20 protein-coding genes are annotated in these 17841 nt (G+C 72.1%); 5 read left to right on the forward strand and 15 right to left on the reverse strand.

The annotated features are described in order from the left end of the window. Positions 1–2 precede the first annotated feature (2 nt). The 6 genes from ACFY7E_RS29470 to ACFY7E_RS29495 form a co-directional block, all read right to left on the reverse strand. The gene (locus ACFY7E_RS29470) at positions 3–656 is read right to left on the reverse strand and encodes a DUF177 domain-containing protein (protein WP_125662753.1); all 654 of its coding nucleotides are present in this window, start codon (positions 654–656) and stop codon (positions 3–5) included. Between the two features lie 174 nt (positions 657–830). Next, positions 831–1880: a cell division initiation protein gene (locus ACFY7E_RS29475; RefSeq protein WP_389490125.1), complete on the reverse strand. Its 1050-nt coding sequence runs from the start codon at positions 1878–1880 to the stop codon at positions 831–833. Between the two features lie 110 nt (positions 1881–1990). Further along, positions 1991–2470, reverse strand: a complete 480-nt coding sequence (coaD, locus tag ACFY7E_RS29480; protein WP_389490184.1) for a pantetheine-phosphate adenylyltransferase — start codon at positions 2468–2470, stop codon at positions 1991–1993. A 26-nt stretch (positions 2471–2496) separates the two neighbouring features. Further along, positions 2497–3081 (reverse strand): 16S rRNA (guanine(966)-N(2))-methyltransferase RsmD, encoded by a 585-nt coding sequence (gene rsmD / locus ACFY7E_RS29485; RefSeq protein WP_389490128.1) that lies wholly within the window; start codon positions 3079–3081, stop codon positions 2497–2499. Between the two features lie 69 nt (positions 3082–3150). After that, on the reverse strand, positions 3151–5343 hold the full coding sequence (gene recG / locus ACFY7E_RS29490; RefSeq protein WP_389490130.1) for an ATP-dependent DNA helicase RecG: 2193 nt from the start codon (positions 5341–5343) through the stop codon (positions 3151–3153). Positions 5344–5402: 59 nt separating this feature from the next. Further along, positions 5403–7133, reverse strand: coding sequence for a DAK2 domain-containing protein (locus ACFY7E_RS29495; RefSeq protein WP_389490132.1), 1731 nt, complete (start codon positions 7131–7133; stop codon positions 5403–5405). A 237-nt stretch (positions 7134–7370) separates the two neighbouring features. Here ACFY7E_RS29495 and rpmB point away from each other — a divergent pair, with 237 nt between their 5' ends. Continuing rightward, on the forward strand, positions 7371–7556 hold the full coding sequence (rpmB, locus tag ACFY7E_RS29500) for a 50S ribosomal protein L28 (protein ID WP_003957616.1): 186 nt from the start codon (positions 7371–7373) through the stop codon (positions 7554–7556). A 134-nt stretch (positions 7557–7690) separates the two neighbouring features. On the opposite strand, the gene thiD is transcribed toward rpmB, so the two are convergent. Next, positions 7691–8506, reverse strand: coding sequence for a bifunctional hydroxymethylpyrimidine kinase/phosphomethylpyrimidine kinase (gene thiD, locus ACFY7E_RS29505; protein WP_389490134.1), 816 nt, complete (start codon positions 8504–8506; stop codon positions 7691–7693). After that, positions 8503–9465, reverse strand: a complete 963-nt coding sequence (locus ACFY7E_RS29510; RefSeq protein ID WP_389490136.1) for a thiamine-phosphate kinase — start codon at positions 9463–9465, stop codon at positions 8503–8505. Before ACFY7E_RS29510 ends, thiD begins: the two co-directional genes overlap by 4 nt. A gap of 233 nt (positions 9466–9698) precedes the next feature. Between ACFY7E_RS29510 and ACFY7E_RS29515 the strand changes: the two genes are divergently transcribed. Continuing rightward, the gene (locus ACFY7E_RS29515) at positions 9699–9932 is read left to right on the forward strand and encodes an Lrp/AsnC family transcriptional regulator (protein WP_017947604.1); all 234 of its coding nucleotides are present in this window, start codon (positions 9699–9701) and stop codon (positions 9930–9932) included. Positions 9933–9952: 20 nt separating this feature from the next. Continuing rightward, on the forward strand, positions 9953–10450 hold the full coding sequence (locus ACFY7E_RS29520; RefSeq protein WP_389490138.1) for a DUF3515 domain-containing protein: 498 nt from the start codon (positions 9953–9955) through the stop codon (positions 10448–10450). A 64-nt stretch (positions 10451–10514) separates the two neighbouring features. On the opposite strand, the gene ACFY7E_RS29525 is transcribed toward ACFY7E_RS29520, so the two are convergent. The 3 genes from ACFY7E_RS29525 to ACFY7E_RS29535 form a co-directional block, all read right to left on the reverse strand. Further along, on the reverse strand, positions 10515–11654 hold the full coding sequence (locus tag ACFY7E_RS29525) for a D-alanine--D-alanine ligase family protein (RefSeq protein WP_389490141.1): 1140 nt from the start codon (positions 11652–11654) through the stop codon (positions 10515–10517). Positions 11655–11736: 82 nt separating this feature from the next. Then, complete coding sequence (locus tag ACFY7E_RS29530; protein ID WP_389490143.1) at positions 11737–12738, reverse strand: NAD(P)H-dependent glycerol-3-phosphate dehydrogenase; 1002 nt, start codon at positions 12736–12738, stop codon at positions 11737–11739. Further along, positions 12735–13487, reverse strand: a complete 753-nt coding sequence (locus tag ACFY7E_RS29535; RefSeq protein WP_389490145.1) for a lysophospholipid acyltransferase family protein — start codon at positions 13485–13487, stop codon at positions 12735–12737. Before ACFY7E_RS29535 ends, ACFY7E_RS29530 begins: the two co-directional genes overlap by 4 nt. Before the next feature lie 126 nt (positions 13488–13613). Between ACFY7E_RS29535 and cofC the strand changes: the two genes are divergently transcribed. Next, positions 13614–14261 carry a 2-phospho-L-lactate guanylyltransferase gene (gene cofC / locus ACFY7E_RS29540; protein ID WP_383448038.1) on the forward strand — a complete coding sequence of 216 codons (648 nt, stop codon included), beginning with the start codon at positions 13614–13616 and terminating at the stop codon, positions 14259–14261. A 10-nt stretch (positions 14262–14271) separates the two neighbouring features. Further along, positions 14272–14481 (forward strand): hypothetical protein, encoded by a 210-nt coding sequence (locus ACFY7E_RS29545; RefSeq protein ID WP_383448041.1) that lies wholly within the window; start codon positions 14272–14274, stop codon positions 14479–14481. A 106-nt stretch (positions 14482–14587) separates the two neighbouring features. Here ACFY7E_RS29545 and ACFY7E_RS29550 read toward each other — a convergent pair whose 3' ends face one another. The 4 genes from ACFY7E_RS29550 to leuC form a co-directional block, all read right to left on the reverse strand. Next, positions 14588–15286: an HU family DNA-binding protein gene (locus tag ACFY7E_RS29550; RefSeq protein ID WP_389490149.1), complete on the reverse strand. Its 699-nt coding sequence runs from the start codon at positions 15284–15286 to the stop codon at positions 14588–14590. A gap of 143 nt (positions 15287–15429) precedes the next feature. Next, positions 15430–15657 carry a hypothetical protein gene (locus ACFY7E_RS29555; RefSeq protein WP_389490151.1) on the reverse strand — a complete coding sequence of 76 codons (228 nt, stop codon included), beginning with the start codon at positions 15655–15657 and terminating at the stop codon, positions 15430–15432. A 104-nt stretch (positions 15658–15761) separates the two neighbouring features. Then, complete coding sequence (gene leuD / locus ACFY7E_RS29560) at positions 15762–16355, reverse strand: 3-isopropylmalate dehydratase small subunit (protein ID WP_389490153.1); 594 nt, start codon at positions 16353–16355, stop codon at positions 15762–15764. A 6-nt stretch (positions 16356–16361) separates the two neighbouring features. Further along, positions 16362–17786, reverse strand: coding sequence for a 3-isopropylmalate dehydratase large subunit (gene leuC, locus ACFY7E_RS29565; protein ID WP_389490155.1), 1425 nt, complete (start codon positions 17784–17786; stop codon positions 16362–16364). Positions 17787–17841 lie beyond the last annotated feature (55 nt).

Below are 17841 nucleotides of genomic sequence, written 5' to 3' on the forward strand. Positions count from 1 at the left end.
GGCTACTTCTCCTGCTTCTCGGCGGCGCTTCGGACGTCCCCGTCAGAGGCTTTGCCGCTCATGTTGTCCTTCTCATCGGTTCCCAGCGAACCGGCGAGTCCCTGCAGTGCCGCCCAACGGATGTCGACGGCGTCGTGGTGGTGGTCCGGGTTCTCGTTCAGGTTGGTCCCGCACTCGGAACACAGCCCCGCACAGTCCTCCCGGCACACCGGCTGCATCGGCAGTGCGAGCACCACCGCATCACGCAGCACGGGTTCGAGGTCGAACATGCCGTCCTCGAGGGGGATCATGTCCTCTTCGCCCTCGGCCTCGTCGTCCGCGGCCGCCTTGGAGCGGCCCCGGTCGTCGGACTCGGGGTACGAGAACATCTCCTGGAAGTCCACGTCGAGCTCCAGCTCGACGGGCTCCAGACACCTTACGCACTCCCCCTCGGCCGACGCACGGGCGGTGCCTGTGACAAGCACCCCTTCCATGACCGACTCAAGACGGAGATCGATGTCGATCGGGGCGCCCTCGGGCACTCCGATCACTCCTTCGACGCCCATGGCCGCGGGGGCCTCGACCGATCGCGAGAGCCGCTGCAGGGCACCAGGACGCCGCCCCAGCTCGTGTGTGTCGAACACGAGGGGGTTGCGGTGGTCGAGGCGCGTGCTCAGGGCTCTTCCTGCTTTCGGATCGTTCTGCGTCGTGGAAGGTTCGTGAACTGCCGACCGTGGGCAGCACGGGTCACGGGCATACGCGTGACCGAAGAGCCAGGATACTGGACGCTTCGCCCAGGGCCCAATCCGGGCCCTTCGCCCGTTCCCGAGCGCCGCTTCCCGCCGCCGTGCCTACTGCTGCTGCCCCTGGTCGTACTGCTGCTCGTACCGGCGCAGCTGGTCCAGGTCGATCATGCCCGTGTCGAAGAAGCTGGTCTCGTCGAGCGCGGCGGTCTGCTGGGGCTGGTGGGCCGGCTGCTGGTACGCGTAGGGGTCCTGCTGCTGGTACCCGTACGGGTCGGCCTGCTGCGGGTACGCGTAGGGGTCCGGCTGCTGCTGGACCTGCTGGTACGTGTAGGGGTCCTGCTGCTGGTACCCGTACGGGTCGGGCTGTTGCCGCGGCGGGTCCGGGACCTGTGCGGGCGCAGGTGCCGGTGCCTGGGCCGGCTCGGGCGTGGAGAGCTCCGCGAGGCCGGCCAGGTAGTCGGCGTCGCTGGTGTGGACCGTGCCGCCGAGGCCGTCCTGGGCGGCCATGTGCTCGCCGAGGGCGTCGGTGGCGATCCGGCCGTGCAGCTTCTGCCGGCCCCGCCCGACGGCCTCCAGGGTCTTGCCGAGGACCGCCTCGAAAGCGCCCAGCTTGGCGGCGATGAAGTCGTCGGCCCCGTGGATCGGCGTCTGCGCGTCGGCGCCGTACTCGGGCGCGTCCTCGTCGGCGTAGCCGTCCGGCCCGGTCCCCGGGCCGCGGCCGAGGAGCTTCTCGCGGCCCCGGTCGACGGATCCGATGGTCTTGTTGAGGACGACCTCGAAGTTGGCGAGCTTGGAGTCGACGTAGTCGTCGGCCTCGGCGCGGATCTCCTCGGCCTCTCGGCGGGCCTCGGAGAGGATCCGGTCGGCCTCCTCCTGCGACTGCCGGGCGACCTGGGTGTCGGAGACGATCGAGCCCCGCTCGGCGTGGGCGGCCTCGATGATCCGCTCGGCCTCCCGGCGGGCCTCCTCGACCATCTGCTCCCGGCCGCCGATCAGTTCCCGGGCCTGGGCGAGGGAGCCGGGCAGGGCCTCCCGCACCTCTTCGAGCAGGGCGAGCAGCTCGGCGCGGTTGACCACGCAGGATGCCGACATGGGCATGGAGCGGGCGCCCCGTACGGTCGCCACGATCTCGTCGAGCTTCTTCTGCACGTCCACCTGGTGCTCGCCACTCTCTACAGCCGGTCGGAGTAGGACGGGACGACTGTAAGGGCAGTCGGCGCCCGTCCGACACCAGGTGACGGAGCGTCAGCGGAGGTGGCCGCGCGTCACTTCCGCGCGAGTCGTTCGGTCAGCTGTCCGAGGACCAGCGGCGGGACCAGGTGCGAGACGTCGCCGCCCCAGGCCGCCACCTCCTTGACCAGGGAGGAGGAGAGGAAGCTGTACGTCGGGTTGGTGGGGACGAAGAGGGTCTCCACGCCCGAGAGGCCGTTGTTCATCTGGGCCATCTGCAGCTCGTAGTCGAAGTCGCTGACCGCGCGCAGGCCCTTGACGATGGCGGGGATGTCGCGCTGCTTGCAGAAGTCGACGAGCAGGCCGTGGAAGGACTCCACCCGTACGTTGCCGAAGTCGGCGGTGACCTCGCGGATCAGCTCGATCCGCTCGTCGACCGTGAAGAGGCCCTTCTTCGACTGGTTGATCATCACGGCCACGTGTACGACGTCGTACAGCTTGGAGGCACGGGCGATGATGTCGAGGTGTCCGTTGGTGATGGGGTCGAATGACCCCGGACAGACGGCGCGGCGCAACGTGGGTCCCTCGCTCTCCGGTCCGGTCATCGTGCGTCTTCGCACGTAGAGGCGGCGCGACCGTACCAAAACGTTCCCTCGCCGTAACGACGGGCCCGCAGGGGCTCGAAGCCGGCCGGCCAGCCGAACTCTCCGCCTCGGGTGCTGCGCTCCACGGTGACGAGGGCATCTTCGCTCAGCCAGCCCCCCGAGCGCAGTGTGAGGAGAATCTCCTGGAGGCCGGCGTCCTCGACGGCGTACGGCGGGTCCAGGAAGACCAGGTCGTACGGGGCGGCGGGGGCCGGTCCGGTCACGATCTGCTCGGCCCTGCCGGTACGGAGCTCCGCGCCCGGCAGGCCGATCGCCCGGATGTTCTCCCGGATCGTCCGCGCCGCGCGGGGATCGGTCTCGACGAGGAGGGCGTGGGCGGCGCCCCGGGAGAGCGCCTCCAGGCCGACGGCGCCGGAGCCCGCGTACAGGTCGGCGACCCTGGTCCCGTCGAGGGTGCCGAGGAGCGCCTCCCATGTGGAGAAGAGGCCCTCGCGCGCCCGGTCGGAGGTGGGGCGGGTGCCGTTGCCGGGCGGCACGGCCAGGCGCCGCCCGCCGGCCGTACCGGCGATCACGCGGGTCATCGGTGTCCTCGTCCTGCGTCGTCCAGTGCGTACGTCTCAGGATATGGCCGCGGTCGGACCGGTGGGCGGTCAGCCCTTCTCCAGGTACTCCTCCCGGTCCTTGTCGAGGAGGGCGTCGAGGGCGGTGCGCAGGCCCGGGTGGGCGGTGAGGTCCGGGTCGGCGAGGACGAGGGCGGTGGCCTCCTCGCGGGCGGCGGCGATGACCTCCTCGTCGTCGATGACGGTGAGGACCCGCAGGGAGGAGCGGACGCCGGACTGGGCCTGGCCGAGGACGTCGCCCTCGCGCCGCTGTTCGAGGTCGATGCGGGAGAGCTCGAAGCCGTCGAGGGTGGAGGCGACGGCGCCGAGGCGCTGCCGGGCGGGGCTCGCCTCGGGCATCTCGGTGACGAGGAGGCAGAGGCCGGGGGCGGAGCCGCGGCCGACGCGGCCGCGCAGCTGGTGGAGCTGGGAGACGCCGAAGCGGTCCGCGTCCATGATGACCATGGCGGTGGCGTTGGGGACGTTGACGCCGACCTCGATGACGGTGGTGGCGACGAGGACGTCGAGGTCGCCGGTGGTGAAGCGGCGCATGACGTCGTCCTTGTCGTCGGGGTGCATGCGGCCGTGCAGGACGGCGACCCGCAGGCCCGCGAGGGGGCCGGTGCGGAGCTTCTCGGCGACGTCGAGGACGGCGAGCGGGGGCCGCTTCTCCGCCTCGTCCTCCGCGGACGCCCCGGGCTTCTTCTTCCGGTCCTCCTCGTCCCCGATGCGGGGGCAGACCACGTACGCCTGGTGTCCGTTCCCGACCTCCTCGCGGACCCGTTCCCACGCGCGCGCGAGGAAGTGCGGCTTGTCGGCGGCGGGGACGACGTGGCTGGCGATCGGGGAGCGGCCGGCGGGCAGCTGGTCGAGGACGGAGGTCTCCAGGTCGCCGAAGACGGTCATGGCGACCGTGCGCGGGATGGGCGTCGCGGTCATGACGAGGAGGTGCGGGGGCTGCTTGCCCTTGCCGCGCAGGGCGTCGCGCTGCTCGACGCCGAAGCGGTGCTGCTCGTCGACGACGACCAGGCCGAGGTCGTGGAACTTGACCTTGTCCTCGATCAACGCGTGCGTGCCGATGACGATCCCGGCCTCGCCGGTGACCAGGTCGAGGAGGGCGTGGCGGCGGGCGGCGGCGCCCATGGAGCCGGTGAGCAGGACGACCTTGGTGGCACGGTCCGCGCCGCCGAGCATCCCCCCCTCGGCCAGCTCGCCCATCATCTCGGTGACGGAGCGGTGGTGCTGCTGGGCGAGGACCTCGGTGGGAGCGAGCATCGCGGCCTGCCCCCCGGAGTCGACGACGGCGAGCATGGCGCGCAGGGCGACCATGGTCTTTCCGCTTCCGACCTCGCCCTGGAGGAGGCGGTGCATGGGGTGGTCGGTGGCGAGGTCGTCGAAGATCTCCGCGGAGACCTTCTGCTGACCGTCGGTGAGGGTGAAGGGGAGTTTGGCGTCGAAGGCGTCGAGGATGCCGTCGGGGGCCGGCTTTCGCGGGACGGCGGGCAGTTGGGTGTCGGCGTGCCGGCGGCGGGCGAGGGCGACCTGGAGGACGAAGGCCTCGTCCCACTTGAGCCGGTCCCGGGCGGCGGCGATGTCGGCCTTGGTGCGGGGCCGGTGGATCATCCGCAGGGCGTCGGGCAGTTCGGCGAGGCCGCGACCCTCGCGCAGGGCGTCCGGGAGCGGGTCGGCGGCGTCGACGGCGCTCGGCAGGACCGCGTCGACGGCCTTGGCGATCTTCCAGGACTCCAGTTTGGTGGTGGCCGGGTAGATCGGGATGAGGGCCCCGGCCCAGACGTCCACGGCCTCCTCGCGGTCGCCGCGCAGGAGTTCGTACGACGGGTGGGCGAGCTGGAGGCGCCGGTTGAACAGCGAGACCTTGCCGGCGAACATCGCGCGGGTGCCGGGCAGCAGGTCCTTGTGCGGCTTGTGCACGCCCTTGCCGAAGAAGACGAGCTGCAAACGGCCGCTGCCGTCGGTGATGGTCACTTCGAGGCGCTGGCCACGCCCCTTGGAACCGTTGAAGGTGAGCACGCGGGCGTCGGCGACCTGCGCGACCACCGTGACGTGCTCCTCGAGCGGCAGCTCGGAGAGGGTGGTCAGCTCCCCGCGCTCGGCGTACCGGCGGGGGTAGTGGTGCAGCAGGTCCCCGACCGTGTGCAGGTCGAGCGCCTCGGCCATGACCTTGGCGGTGGCGGGGCCGAGGGACTTCTTGAGTGGTTCGTCGAGCGCGGGCACGCGTTCCATTGCACACCACGGGACCGACAACCGGGACGCGGCCTGTGGACGACCCCCGGGACCGGCGCCTATTCCACCCCGATGAGCAGCGGCGGGGCCTCCGCGCCCGCGTGGTACGTGGTGGTGTCGACGGCCAGGTAGCCGCGCCGGACGTGGTGTTCGAGGTCGGCGGCGAGGCCGGGCGGGGTGTCGTCGGCGACGACGAGGGTGACGAGCTCGCCGCCCGCCGAGAGCATCCGGTCCAGGACGGTGCGGGCGGTCTCGGTGAGGTCCTTGCCGATGACGGCGACGTCGCCCTCGATGAGGCCGAGGACGTCGCCGGCCTGGCAGACGCCGGCCGAGGTGAAGGACCGGTGCTCGGCGACGGCGAGTTCGGCGTAGCGGGTGGCTCCGGCGGCGGCCGTCATGGCGACGACGTCCTCGTCGAAGCGCCGGTCGGGCTCGTGGACGGCGAGGGCGGCGATGCCCTGGACGGCGGCCCGGGTGGGGACGAGGGCGACGCGGACGCCCTCCGCCCTGACGCGTTCGGCGGCCGCGGCTGCGGTCTCGCGCAGATCGGTGTCGTTGGGCAGGAGGACGACCTCGCGCGCGTGCGCCCGCCGGACGGCCTCGACGAGCTCGTCCTCGGCGGGGGGTTCGCCGGGGCGGGTCCGGACCGTGGTCGCGCCGGCCTCGGCGCAGAGCCCGGCGAGGCCCTCGCCGGGGACGACGGCGACGACCGCGCGCCGGACGCGGGGGGCGCCTCCGGCGGGGTCGGTGGGGTCGGTGGGGTCGACGGGGCCGGGGCGGCCGGTGTGCGCGACGGCTCCCCGCTCCCCGTCCCCGGCCTCGTACCCGTCCTCCCGGCCCCGGTCCGGGGCGGTGGTCCCGGTCGTCGCGTCGGACGCGAAGTGGGTGATCCGGATGCGGTGGGGGCGGCCGGCCTCGACGGCGGCCTCGACGGCGGCGCCCGCGTCGTCCACGTGCACGTGGACGTTCCAGAGCCCGTCGCCGCCGACGACGACCAGGGACTCCCCCAGGGCGTCGAGGCGGGAGCGCAGCCGTTCGACGGCCGTGTCGTCGGCTTCCAGGAGGTAGATCACCTCGTAGGCGGGTCCGTCCTCGCCCGCGCACTTCTCGCGGGGGGCGGCCGGCGGGAGCGGCGCGGTCCCGGGCCGGTCCGGGGTCCGTCCGGTGACGGTCTCCAGGAGGGCGCCGAGGACGGTCACCAGGCCCCTGCCGCCCGCGTCCACGACTCCGGCGCGTTCGAGGACGTCCAGTTGGCCGGAGGTGGCCGCCAGGGCGGTCGCGGCCCCCTCGTGGGCGTCGCGGGCCACCTCCACGAGCGTGCCGCCCGACGCGCACGCCTCGGCGGCGGCGCTCGCCACGGTGAGGATGGTGCCCTCCACGGGGCGGGCGACGGCCTGCCGGGCCGCGCGCGCGGCCTCGGCGAGGGCGCGGGCGAGGTGTTCCCCGTCACATCCGTCGGCGAGGACGGTCGCCATGCCGCGCAGGAGCTGGGAGAGGATGGTCCCGGAGTTGCCGCGGGCCCCGAGGAGTGCGCCGTGCGCCATGGCCCGCACGGCCTCGGCCGCGTCCGGTCCGGAGGCCGCGAAGACCGCTTCGACGGCCTGGTGGGCGGCTTCCGCCGTCAGGTAGAGGTTGGTGCCGGTGTCCCCGTCCGCGACCGGGTAGACGTTGATCGCGTCGATCGCCTCGCGCTCCCGTCCGAGGGCGTCGAAGGCCCTCGCGCACCAGGTCCGGACCGCTTCGGCGTCGAGCTCGACGAGCTCCTCGTCAGGCTGAAGGGCTCGCGACAACGGGGGGTCCTCCTTCGGCGGTGAGCTCACCGCAGGGTAGACCGGAGGTGTCCCGGGCGTGACCGGGGCCCGGGGCGGGGCCGGCGGGGAACATGGTAGTTTCGTTCCACGGAAGCAGGCGTTGTATGCTGCTTCGGTTGCCCGGTTCAGTCCGGGCCGTTCCCCGGCAAGCCACTTCAGACTCCTGATTCCGGTGCGCCGGATTTCACTGTAATTCTGAAGTCTTTGGAGTGACCCGTGGCTGCCAACTGCGACGTCTGCGGCAAGGGGCCGGGCTTCGGCAACAACATTTCGCACTCGCACCGCCGTACGTCCCGTCGCTGGAACCCGAACATCCAGCGCGTGCGTGCCGTGGTCGGTCGGACGCCGAAGCGGCTCAACGTCTGCACCTCGTGCATCAAGGCCGGCAAGGTCTCGCGCTAACCGCGACGTTCCGTCGTAGCGCAGCCCCTGCGGTTGCCTTGAGAGGCCGGCTCACCTCGGTGAGCCGGCCTCTTGCCGTGCCCGGAAGCGGGTCCGGGTCCGGGGTCGGGGGCGTGTGACACCCCCGGACCCGCTCAGTCCCTGAACCGCCAGCCGTGGTCGACCGGGCCTATGCCCGTGCCCAGGGCGAATCCGGCGCCGATGGCCCCGGTCACGTACTCCTTGGCCCCCCGTACGGCCTCCGGCACCGTTAGGCCCTTGGCGAGCCCGGAGGCGACGGCGGAGGCGAGCGTGCAGCCCGTCCCGTGGGTGTGCCGGTTGTCGTGGCGCGGGGCGCGGAGCCAGTGCTCCTCCTCGCCGTCGGTGAGCAGGTCCACGGCCTCCCCGCCCGTGGGCAGGTGCCCGCCCTTGATCAGGACCCACTCCGGCCCGTACGACAGGATTCCCTCGGCGGCGGTCCTCATGTCGCTCTCGTACACGACGTGCACGCCTATGAGCTGCGTCACCTCGTCCAGGTTGGGCGTGGCGACGGTCGCGAGGGGCAGGAGCTTCGTGCGCACGGCGTCGAGCGCGGACGCGGCGAGGAGCGGGTCCCCGTGCTTGGAGACCCCGACCGGGTCGACGACGACGGGCGCGCCGCCGGTGTCCGCGAGGAGTTCCGCGACGGTCTCCACGAGCGGGGCGGTGGCCAGCATGCCGGTCTTCACGGCCTGGACGCCGATGTCGTCGACGACGGACCGGTACTGGGCGCGCACGGCCTCCACCGGCAGCTCCCAGACGCCCTGGACGCCCCGGGAGTTCTGCGCGGTGACGGCGGTGAGGACGCTCATGCCGTGGACGCCGAGCGCCAGCATCGTCTTCAGGTCGGCCTGGATCCCCGCGCCGCCGCCGGAGTCGGACCCGGCGACGGTGAGGACCAGCGGCGGCCGCCCCGGGTCTCCCGCGCTCACTCCGTCTCCCCGAAGTGGTCCCAGCCGCCGACCGCGTGCCAGGGCGCGCCGTCCACGGTGACCTGGGGCAGCGCCGAGGGGTTGAGGACCTCGCCGATGACCTTCCAGCGGGCGGGCAGCTTCACCTCCGGCGGGAAGGTGGCGACGATGGCGTGGTCCTCTCCCCCGGTGAGCACCCACTGCATGGGGTCGACGCCGACGGCCTGCCCGATGTCGTTCATCTGGGTGGGGATGTCGATGAGTCCGGAGCGCAGGTCGATGCGGACCTTGCTGGCGTCCGCGATGTGGCCGAGGTCCGCGATGAGGCCGTCGCTGACGTCGCACATGGCGGTGGCGCCGAGCCCCGCGGCGGCCGGGCCCGCGTGGTACGGCGGTTCGGGCCTGCGGTGCGCCTCGACGAAGGCGCGGGGGGAGCGGAAGCCGCGCGAGAGGACCGCGTATCCGGCGGCGGACCAGCCGAGCCAGCCGGTGTAGGCGACGACGTCGCCGGGCTGCGCGCCGCCGCGGGTGACCGGGTCGTGGTTGCGCAGGTCGCCCAGGGCGGTGATGGCGACCGTGATCGTGTCGCCGCGCACGACGTCGCCGCCGACCACGGCCGCGCCCGCGACCTGACATTCGTCGCGCAGGCCGTCCATGAGTTCGGTGGGCCAGGTGACGGGGAGTTCGGCGGGGACGACGAGGCCGAGGAGGAGGGCGGTGGGGACCGCGCCCATGGCGGCGATGTCGGCGAGGTTCTGCGCGGCGGCCTTGCGGCCGACGTCGTACGCCGTCGACCAGTCGCGGCGGAAGTGACGTCCTTCGAGGAGGATGTCCGTGCTGGCCACCACGCGCCGGTCGGGGGCGGAGACGACCGCGGCGTCGTCGCCGGGCCCGATCCGTACCGCCGGGGTGGAGGTGAGCCGGGACGTGAGCTCTCTGATGAGCCCGAACTCGCCCAGCTCTCCGACTGTGCCCTTCACCGCGTCTCACCTCGTGTCTTCGTGCCGGCCGGCGGGCGGGGGCGCGTCCGTGCGCGCCGCGGGTCGCGGGCCGTCACCGTGCTGGGTACCGTCAAGTAGACCGTCAACTTCTGTCCTGCGTACGCCACGCCCCGGGTGCCCCGGGACGCGCGGGTCTCCCCGCGGCCCGCGACGACGCGGTACCGTGGCGTCCCTTTCTCCCACAAGATCCTCGTGGCCGCCCTGGAGGTTCCGTGGTACAGGCGTACATCCTTATTCAGACCGAGGTGGGCAAGGCGTCGACCGTCGCCGACACCATCTCCAAGATCCCGGGGGTGATCCAGGCCGAGGACGTGACCGGTCCGTACGACGTCATCGTGCGCGCGCAGGCGGACACGGTCGACGAGCTGGGCCGCATGGTGGTCGCCAAGGTCCAGCAAGTGGACGGCATCACGCGCACCCTCACCTGCCCGGTCGTTCATCTGTAGCCCCCGTCTACGCTTGGCCGGTGACCTCTTCCCACCGGCCCTTCGGCCTGCCCGCCGCCGTCGCGGCCGCCGTGCTGCTGCTGGCGTCCGCCGGCTGTTCCACGTCCGGCGCCTCGGCGTCCGTCGCGGTCCCCAGCCCTCCGGCGGAGGAGGCCGCCCTCTGCCAGGCGCTGGCGAAGGGGCTGCCCGACACCGTGGCGGGGCTGGAGCGGAGTGACCCGGAGCCCGGCTCCGAGTTGACCGCCGGGTGGGGTGACGGTGCGATCGTACTGCGCTGCGGGGTCCCCCGGCCCGAAAAGATGAGCGACGCGAAGGCGCAGGGCGTCTCCGCGAACGGCGTGCGCTGGCTGCTCGAACGGCCGGAGGGGTCCGGGCCCCGGTTCACCTCGGTGTACCGGAGGACGTACGTCGAGGTGGACCTCGACGCGCGGTACGAGCACGACGCGGGACCGCTCGTCGATCTCGCCGCCCCCGTGGCGGCGGCGGTCCCGTGCGCGCTCGAACCGGAGTGCTCCTGACGCCGTCCGGACGTGCCCCGGGGAGCCGGCCGCGCGTGCGGCCGGCTCCCCGGGTGGCGGTCGGCTAGCGCAGGCCGGTGGAGCGGGTCAGCGCGGCCTGGAGGAGCCGGTCGACCAGCTCCGGATAGCTCACGCCGCTCTCCTGCCACATGCGCGGGTACATGGAGATGGGCGTGAAGCCCGGCATGGTGTTGATCTCGTTGATGACGAACCCGCCGTCCTCGGTGAGGAAGAAGTCGGCGCGGACCAGGCCCTCGCAGGAGACGGCCTCGTAGGCGGCGACGGCCAGGCGCTGGATCTCGGCGGTGGCCTCGTCCCCGATGGGGGCGGGCACGATGCCGGAGGCCGAGTCGATGTACTTCGCCTCGAAGTCGTAGAAGTCGTGGTCGGTGACGGGCGGGATCTCGGCGGGCACGCTGGCGCGCGGGCCGTCCTCGAACTCCAGGACGCCGCACTCGATCTCGCGGCCGCGGACCAGCGCCTCCACGATGATCTTGGGGTCGTGGCGGCGGGCCTCCTCGATCGCCTCGTCGAGGCCGGAGAGGTCGTCGACCTTGGTGATGCCCACGGACGAGCCGCCGCGGGCGGGCTTCACGAAGAGCGGCCAGCCGTGGTCGGCGGCGAACTCGACGATCTTCTTGCGGGCGGCGGCCGGGTTCTGCTCCCACTCGCGCGGCCGGACGACCTCGTACGGGCCGACCGGGAGGCCGAAGGAGACGAAGACCCGCTTCATGTACTCCTTGTCCTGGCCGACGGCGGAGGCGAGGACGCCCGCGCCGACGTAGGGGACGCCGGAGAGCTCCAGGAGTCCCTGGAGGGTGCCGTCCTCGCCGTACGGTCCGTGGAGCACGGGGAAGACCACGTCGACCTCGCCGAGGGCGCGCGGCACGGCGCCGGGCTCGGCGAGGACGACCTCGCGGTTGGCCGGGTCGACGGAGAGGACGACGCCGCCCCGCTCGGACTCGGCGAGCTCGGCGACGTTCGGCAGGGCGCGGTCGGCGATGGCCATCCGCTCCGGGGCGTCGGCGGTGAGCGCCCAGCGCCCGTCCGTCGTGATGCCGATGGGCAGCACGTCGTACTTGTCCCGGTCGATGGCCCTCAGGACGGCGCCGGCCGTGACGACGGAGATGGCGTGCTCGGAGCTGCGTCCGCCGAAGACGACGGCCACGCGCGGCTTGCGGGGGCTCTGGGTGTTCTCGCTCATATCGCGATGAGGGTACCTTGCGGTTCCCGAACTCCTGAGCGCCCCGCCGCGCGCGCGTCCGAGTCGTCCGGACCGGCCGGGTTCAGCGGCGTTCGGACTTGGCCGAGCGCGACATGAGCTCCTTGAGGGCGACGATCGGCGGCTTGCCCTCGTGGACGATGGAGACGACCGTCTCGGTGATGGGCATGTCGACGCCGTGGCGGCGGGCCAGATCGAGCACGGACTCGCAGGACTTGACGCCCTCGGCGGTCTGCCGGGTGGCCGCGATGGTCTCCTGGAGGGTCATCCCGCGGCCCAGGTTGGTGCCGAAGGTGTTGTTCCGGGAGAGCGGCGAGGAGCAGGTGGCGACCAGGTCGCCGAGACCCGCGAGGCCGGCGAAGGTGAGCGGGTCGGCACCCATGGCGAGGCCGAGCCGGGTGGTCTCGGCGAGGCCCCGGGTGATGAGCGTGGCCTTGGAGTTGTCGCCGAGTCCCATGCCGTTGGCGATGCCGACGGCGAGGCCGATGACGTTCTTGACGGCCCCGCCGAGCTCGCAGCCCACCACGTCGGTGTTGGTGTACGGGCGGAAGTACGGGGTCATGCAGGCGGTCTGGAACCGCTGGGCGACCGTCTCGTCGACGCAGGCGACGACGGCGGCGGCGGGCTGCCGGGAGGCGATCTCCAGGGCCAGGTTGGGGCCGGAGAGGACGGCGACGCGCTCGGCGGGGACGTCGGCGACCTCCATGACGACCTCGCTCATCCGCTCGGCGGTGCCGAGTTCGACGCCCTTCATGAGGGAGACGAGGACGGTGCCGGGGGCGAGCAGCGGCTTCCAGGCGGCGAGGTTGCCGCGGAGGGTCTGGGAGGGGACGACGAGGACGGTGAAGTCGGCGTCGGCGGCGGCCTCGGCCGCGTCGGCGGTGGCCGTGACCGCTTCGGGGAGTTCGATCCCCGGCAGGTAGTCGGGGTTGGTACGGGTGGTGTTTATCTCCTCGGCGAGTTCGGCGCGGCGGCCCCAGAGGCTCACCTCGCAGCCCGCGTCGGCGAGCACCATGGCGAAGGCGGTGCCCCAGGACCCGTTGCCGAAGACGGCTGCCTTGGTCACCTGGTGCCCCCTTCGGCGGCCTTGCGCCGCTGTTCCAGGCGGGCCCTGCGGTGGTCGTACGGTTCGGCGGGCGCCTTCTCGCCGCGGACCTCCTCCAGGAGGGCGGTGATGGCGGCCATGATGGTCTCGGTGGCCTCGCGGAGCACCTCGGGCGTGGGGTCGAGCCCGTGGAAGCGGGAGAGGTCGACCGGTGGACCGGCCTGCACGACCAGCGTCTTGCGGGGGAACAGCCGGAACCTGTTCTCCTTGGCGTACGGCGGCATCGCGAGGTTCGCGCCCCACTGGGCCACCGGAATGACGGGGACCTTGGTGAGCAGCGCGACGCGGGCGGCGCCGGTCTTGCCGGCCATGGGCCACATGTCGGGGTCGCGGGTCAGGGTGCCCTCGGGGTAGAAGGCGACGCACTCGCCGCGCTCGATGGCGTCGACGGCGGCGCGGAAGGCGTCGAGCGCGTCGGTCGTCTCGCGGTAGACGGGGATCTGCCCGGTGCCGCGCAGCATCGTGCCGACGAAGGAGCCCTTGAAGAGGGCGGCCTTGGCGAGGAAGCGCGGGACGCGGCCGGTGTTGTACTGGTAGTGCGCGTAGGAGAGCGGGTCCAGGTAGGAGTTGTGGTTCACGGCGGTGATGAATCCGCCCTCGGCCGGGATGTGCTCCGTGCCGCGCCAGTCCCGCTTGAACAGAACCACCAGGGGGGGTTTGGCGATGACCGCCGCGAGGCGGTACCAGAAGCCGATTCTGCGGCGGGGCACGCGGACACCTTTCTCCGGGACTGGCTGGCAGGGGGTCAGTGTCGCCCCGTGCTCCTGGTCTGTCGAGTGACACCGTACGCCTCGGCCCCTCCGGCGGACCGCACGGGCGGGACAGAATGGTCCGCGATGAACACCGATGCGGACGACGGCTGGTCCCTCGTCGTACCCCTGAAGCCCCTTGCCCTGGCGAAGAGCAGACTGGCCGCGGCGGCGGACGCGTGGTTGCGCCCCCGGCTGGCGCTCGCGTTCGCCGAGGACACCGTGGGAGCGGTGCTGGAGTGCGCGCGGGTGCGGGAGGCGGTGGTCGTCACCGACGACCCCGCGGCCGGGGCTGCCCTCGCGGCGCTGGGGGCGCGGATCGTGCCGGACGCGCCGGCGGCGGGGCTCAACGCGGCGCTCGCGCACGGGGCGCGGGCCGTGCGGGCCCGGCGTCCGCACGCGCGCGTGGCGGTGCTCAACGCGGACCTGCCGGCACTGCGCCCGGCGGAGCTCGCCCGGGTCCTGGACGCGGCCCTGGCATTTCCGAGGGCATTTCTCGCGGACGCCGCCGAAATCGGTACGACATTCCTCTCGGCCGCTCCGGGGGTGGAATTGGCACCGGCATTCGGGGGTGCGTCGAGGCTGCGGCATTTGTCGTCGGGGGCGGTGGAAATCCGGCTCGCGGGGGTGGATTCCGTACGCCGGGACGTGGACACCGGGGAGGACCTGGCGGCGGCGCGGGAGCTGGGCCTCGGCCCGCGGACGGCCGCCCGGTGGCTGCCGGCGGCCGGATAGGCTGCGGTCCATGCAGGCGACCGCGTTCACGTACGACCCCGAGACCCGCAGCGGCAGTGTGCTGCTCGACGACGGCACCCCGGTGGAGTTCGGGGCGGAGGCCTTCGAGGCGGGCGGGCTGCTGCTGCTGCGGCCGGGTCAGCGCGTGCGCATCGAGACGGAGCCGGGCGGCCCGGGGGCCGGCCCGCGGATCACGCTCGTGACGCTCCAGACCTTCTAGAACTCACGGGGCTTCCGGTACTCACGGGGCTTCCGGGGTCCTCCGGACACGCCGCGGGCCGGCCTCCCCGAGGGGAGCCCGGCCCGGCGGATCGTTCCCGCACGTCCTACTTCTTGGCGGCGGTCTTCTTGGCGGTGGTCTTGCGCGCCGTCGTCTTCTTCGCGGGCGCCTTCGTCGCCGTGGCCTTCTTCGCGGCCGGCGCGGTCTTCTTCGCGGCGGAGGTCTTCTTGGCCGCGGCGGCCGTGGTGGTCTTCTTCGCGGCGGCGGAGGTCTTCTTGGCCGCGGCGGTGGTCGCGGTCTTCTTCGCCGGGGTCGCCTTCTTGGCGGCCGCCGTGGTGGTCTTCTTCGCGGGCGTCGTCTTCTTCGCGGCGGTCGCGGTGGTGCTCGCCGGGGTCGCCTTCTTCGCGGCGGCCTTCTTGGCGGTGGTGGCCTTCTTGGCGGCGGCCTTCTTGACCGTCGCGGAGGCGCCGCCGGTGAGGCTGCCCTTGGGGGCCTTCTTGACGGAGACCTCGCCGCCCTTGGGGAGCTTCTTCGAGCCGCTGACCAGGTCCTTGAAGCCCTGACCGGCGCGGAAACGGGGGACGGAGGTCTTCTTCACGCGGACCCGCTCACCCGTCTGCGGGTTGCGGGCGTAGCGGGCCGGCCGGTCGACCTTCTCGAACGAGCCGAAACCCGTGACGGAGACCCGGTCCCCGGCGACCACGGCACGCACGATGGCGTCGAGCACGTGGTCGACGGCTTCGGCGGCCTGCTGGCGACCGCCCATCTTGTCGGCAATCGCTTCTACGAGCTGCGCCTTGTTCACGTCTTCCCCTTCGGAGACATTGCCAGAACGAAAGTGTTCAAGCTTTTTCGCACGTTAGGCATGTATATACCGCAAATCAAACACGAAACGGTCTAATCACCCTAGTGCCGCAACGCGGAAGAGCCGTTGCGGAGTTCCTGGTGTCAGTCGTCCTCTGGGAATCGGCCCTCGTCGAGGTCCTTCATCAACCGGTCCAGACGCGCAGCCGCGTCCTTGAGATCGTGCTTCGCCGCGGCCGTCACGACCAGCAGCTTCCGGGACAGCGTCATCCTTACGCCCTCCGGGACTTGCAGTGAGCGCACCCTTGTGTGCGCTTCCTTCAATCGGGCGGCGACTGCCTCGTAGAGCTCGAGTTGGCTGTCGCGTTCCATGCACAGATTGTGCCATCTAGGGCGAGTTGTCGCCCGACAGGGGCCCAACAAGCGACTGCGCCCCCCACCGGGAGGTGGGGGGCGCAGTCTTGGAAAAGCGCTGCTCAGACCGTAATTGTACGGGGTTTGAAGGAGGGCCTCGCCGCCTCGTAGGCCGCGATGTCGGCTTCGTTCTGAAGGGTGAGGCTGATGTCGTCGAGTCCGTTCAGGAGGCGCCAGCGGGCGTTCTCGTCGAGCTCGAAGTCGGCGTCGATCCCGGCGGCCAGGACCTTGCGGCGCTCCAGGTCGACGGTGACCTCGGCGGTCGGGTCGGCCTCGGTCAGCTCCCAGAGCGCGTCCACCGTCTCCTGCGGCAGGACGACGGTCAGCAGGCCGTTCTTCAGCGAGTTGCCGCGGAAGATGTCGGCGAAGCGGGCGGAGATCACGGCCTGGAAGCCGTAGTTCTGGAGCGCCCAGACGGCGTGCTCGCGGGAGGAGCCGGTGCCGAAGTCGGGGCCGGCGACCAGGACCGTGGCGCCCTGCCGCTCGGGGCGGTTGAGGACGAACTCGGAGTCCTTGCGCCAGGCCTCGAAGAGGCCGTCCTCGAAGCCGTCGCGGGTGACCTTCTTCAGCCAGTGCGCGGGGATGATCTGGTCGGTGTCGACGTTGCTGCGGCGCAGCGGGACGGCCCGGCCGGTGTGCGTGGTGAAAGCTTCCATGGTTCCTCAGACTCCCGCGGGCGTGGCGACGTCGGACAGATCGGCCGGGGAGGCCAGATGGCCCAGTACGGCGGTGGCGGCGGCGACCTGGGGCGAGACCAGGTGGGTCCGGCCGCCCTTGCCCTGCCGGCCCTCGAAGTTGCGGTTCGAGGTGGACGCGGAGCGCTCGCCGGGGGCCAGTTGGTCGGGGTTCATGCCCAGGCACATCGAGCAGCCCGCGTGCCGCCATTCGGCGCCGGCCTCCTTGAAGACCTTGTCCAGTCCCTCCTCGACGGCCTGGAGGGCGACCCGGACGGAGCCGGGGACGACCAGCATCCGGACGCCGTCGGCGACCTTGCGGCCCTGGAGCAGGTCCGCGGCGTTGCGCAGGTCCTCGATGCGGCCGTTGGTGCAGGAGCCTACGAAGACGGTGTCGACCTTGATGTCGCGCAGCGGCTGCCCGGCGGTCAACCCCATGTACTCCAGGGCCTTTTCGGCGGCGAGGCGCTCCGAAGCGTCTTCGTACGAAGCCGGGTCGGGGACGTGCGCCGAAAGCGGGGCGCCCTGGCCGGGGTTGGTGCCCCAGGTGACGAACGGCGCCAGGGAGGCGGCGTCGATGACGACCTCGGCGTCGAAGACCGCGTCCTCGTCGGACTTCAGGGTCTTCCAGTACGCGACGGCGGCGTCCCAGTCCTCGCCCTCGGGGGCGTGGGCGCGGCCCTTCAGATAGGCGAAGGTGGTCTCGTCGGGGGCGATCATGCCCGCGCGGGCGCCGGCCTCGATCGACATGTTGCAGATGGTCATCCGGGCTTCCATCGAGAGCTTCTCGACGGCGGAGCCGCGGTACTCCAGGATGTAGCCCTGGCCGCCGCCGGTGCCGATCTTCGCGATGATCGCCAGGATCAGGTCCTTGGCGGTGACGTCCTCGGGCAGTTCGCCGTCGACCGTGATGGCCATGGTCTTCGGGCGGGCCAGCGGCAGGGTCTGGGTGGCGAGGACGTGCTCGACCTGGCTGGTGCCGATGCCGAACGCCAGCGCGCCGAAGGCGCCGTGCGTGGACGTGTGGGAGTCGCCGCAGACGACGGTGGTGCCGGGCTGGGTCAGGCCCAGCTGGGGGCCCACGACGTGGACGACGCCCTGCTCGACGTCGCCCAGCGGGTGCAGCCGGACGCCGAACTCGGCACAGTTCTTGCGGAGGGTCTCCAGCTGGGCGCGGGAAACGGGGTCGGCGATCGGCTTGTCGATGTCGAGGGTCGGGGTGTTGTGGTCCTCGGTGGCGATGGTGAGGTCGAGGCGCCGCACCTGCCGGCCGTTCTGGCGGAGGCCGTCGAAGGCCTGCGGGCTGGTCACCTCGTGCAGCAGGTGCAGATCGATGAAGAGGAGGTCGGGCTCGCCCTCGGCGCGCCGGACGACGTGGTCGTCCCAGACCTTCTCCGCGAGTGTCCTACCCATCGCTTTCCCTCCGGCCGACGTCTGCGCCGGCACAACTAGAGACCCGTTTCGCGGG

The organism is Streptomyces sp. NPDC012825 (assembly GCF_042900925.1).
Classification (GTDB): Bacteria; Actinomycetota; Actinomycetes; order Streptomycetales; family Streptomycetaceae; genus Streptomyces.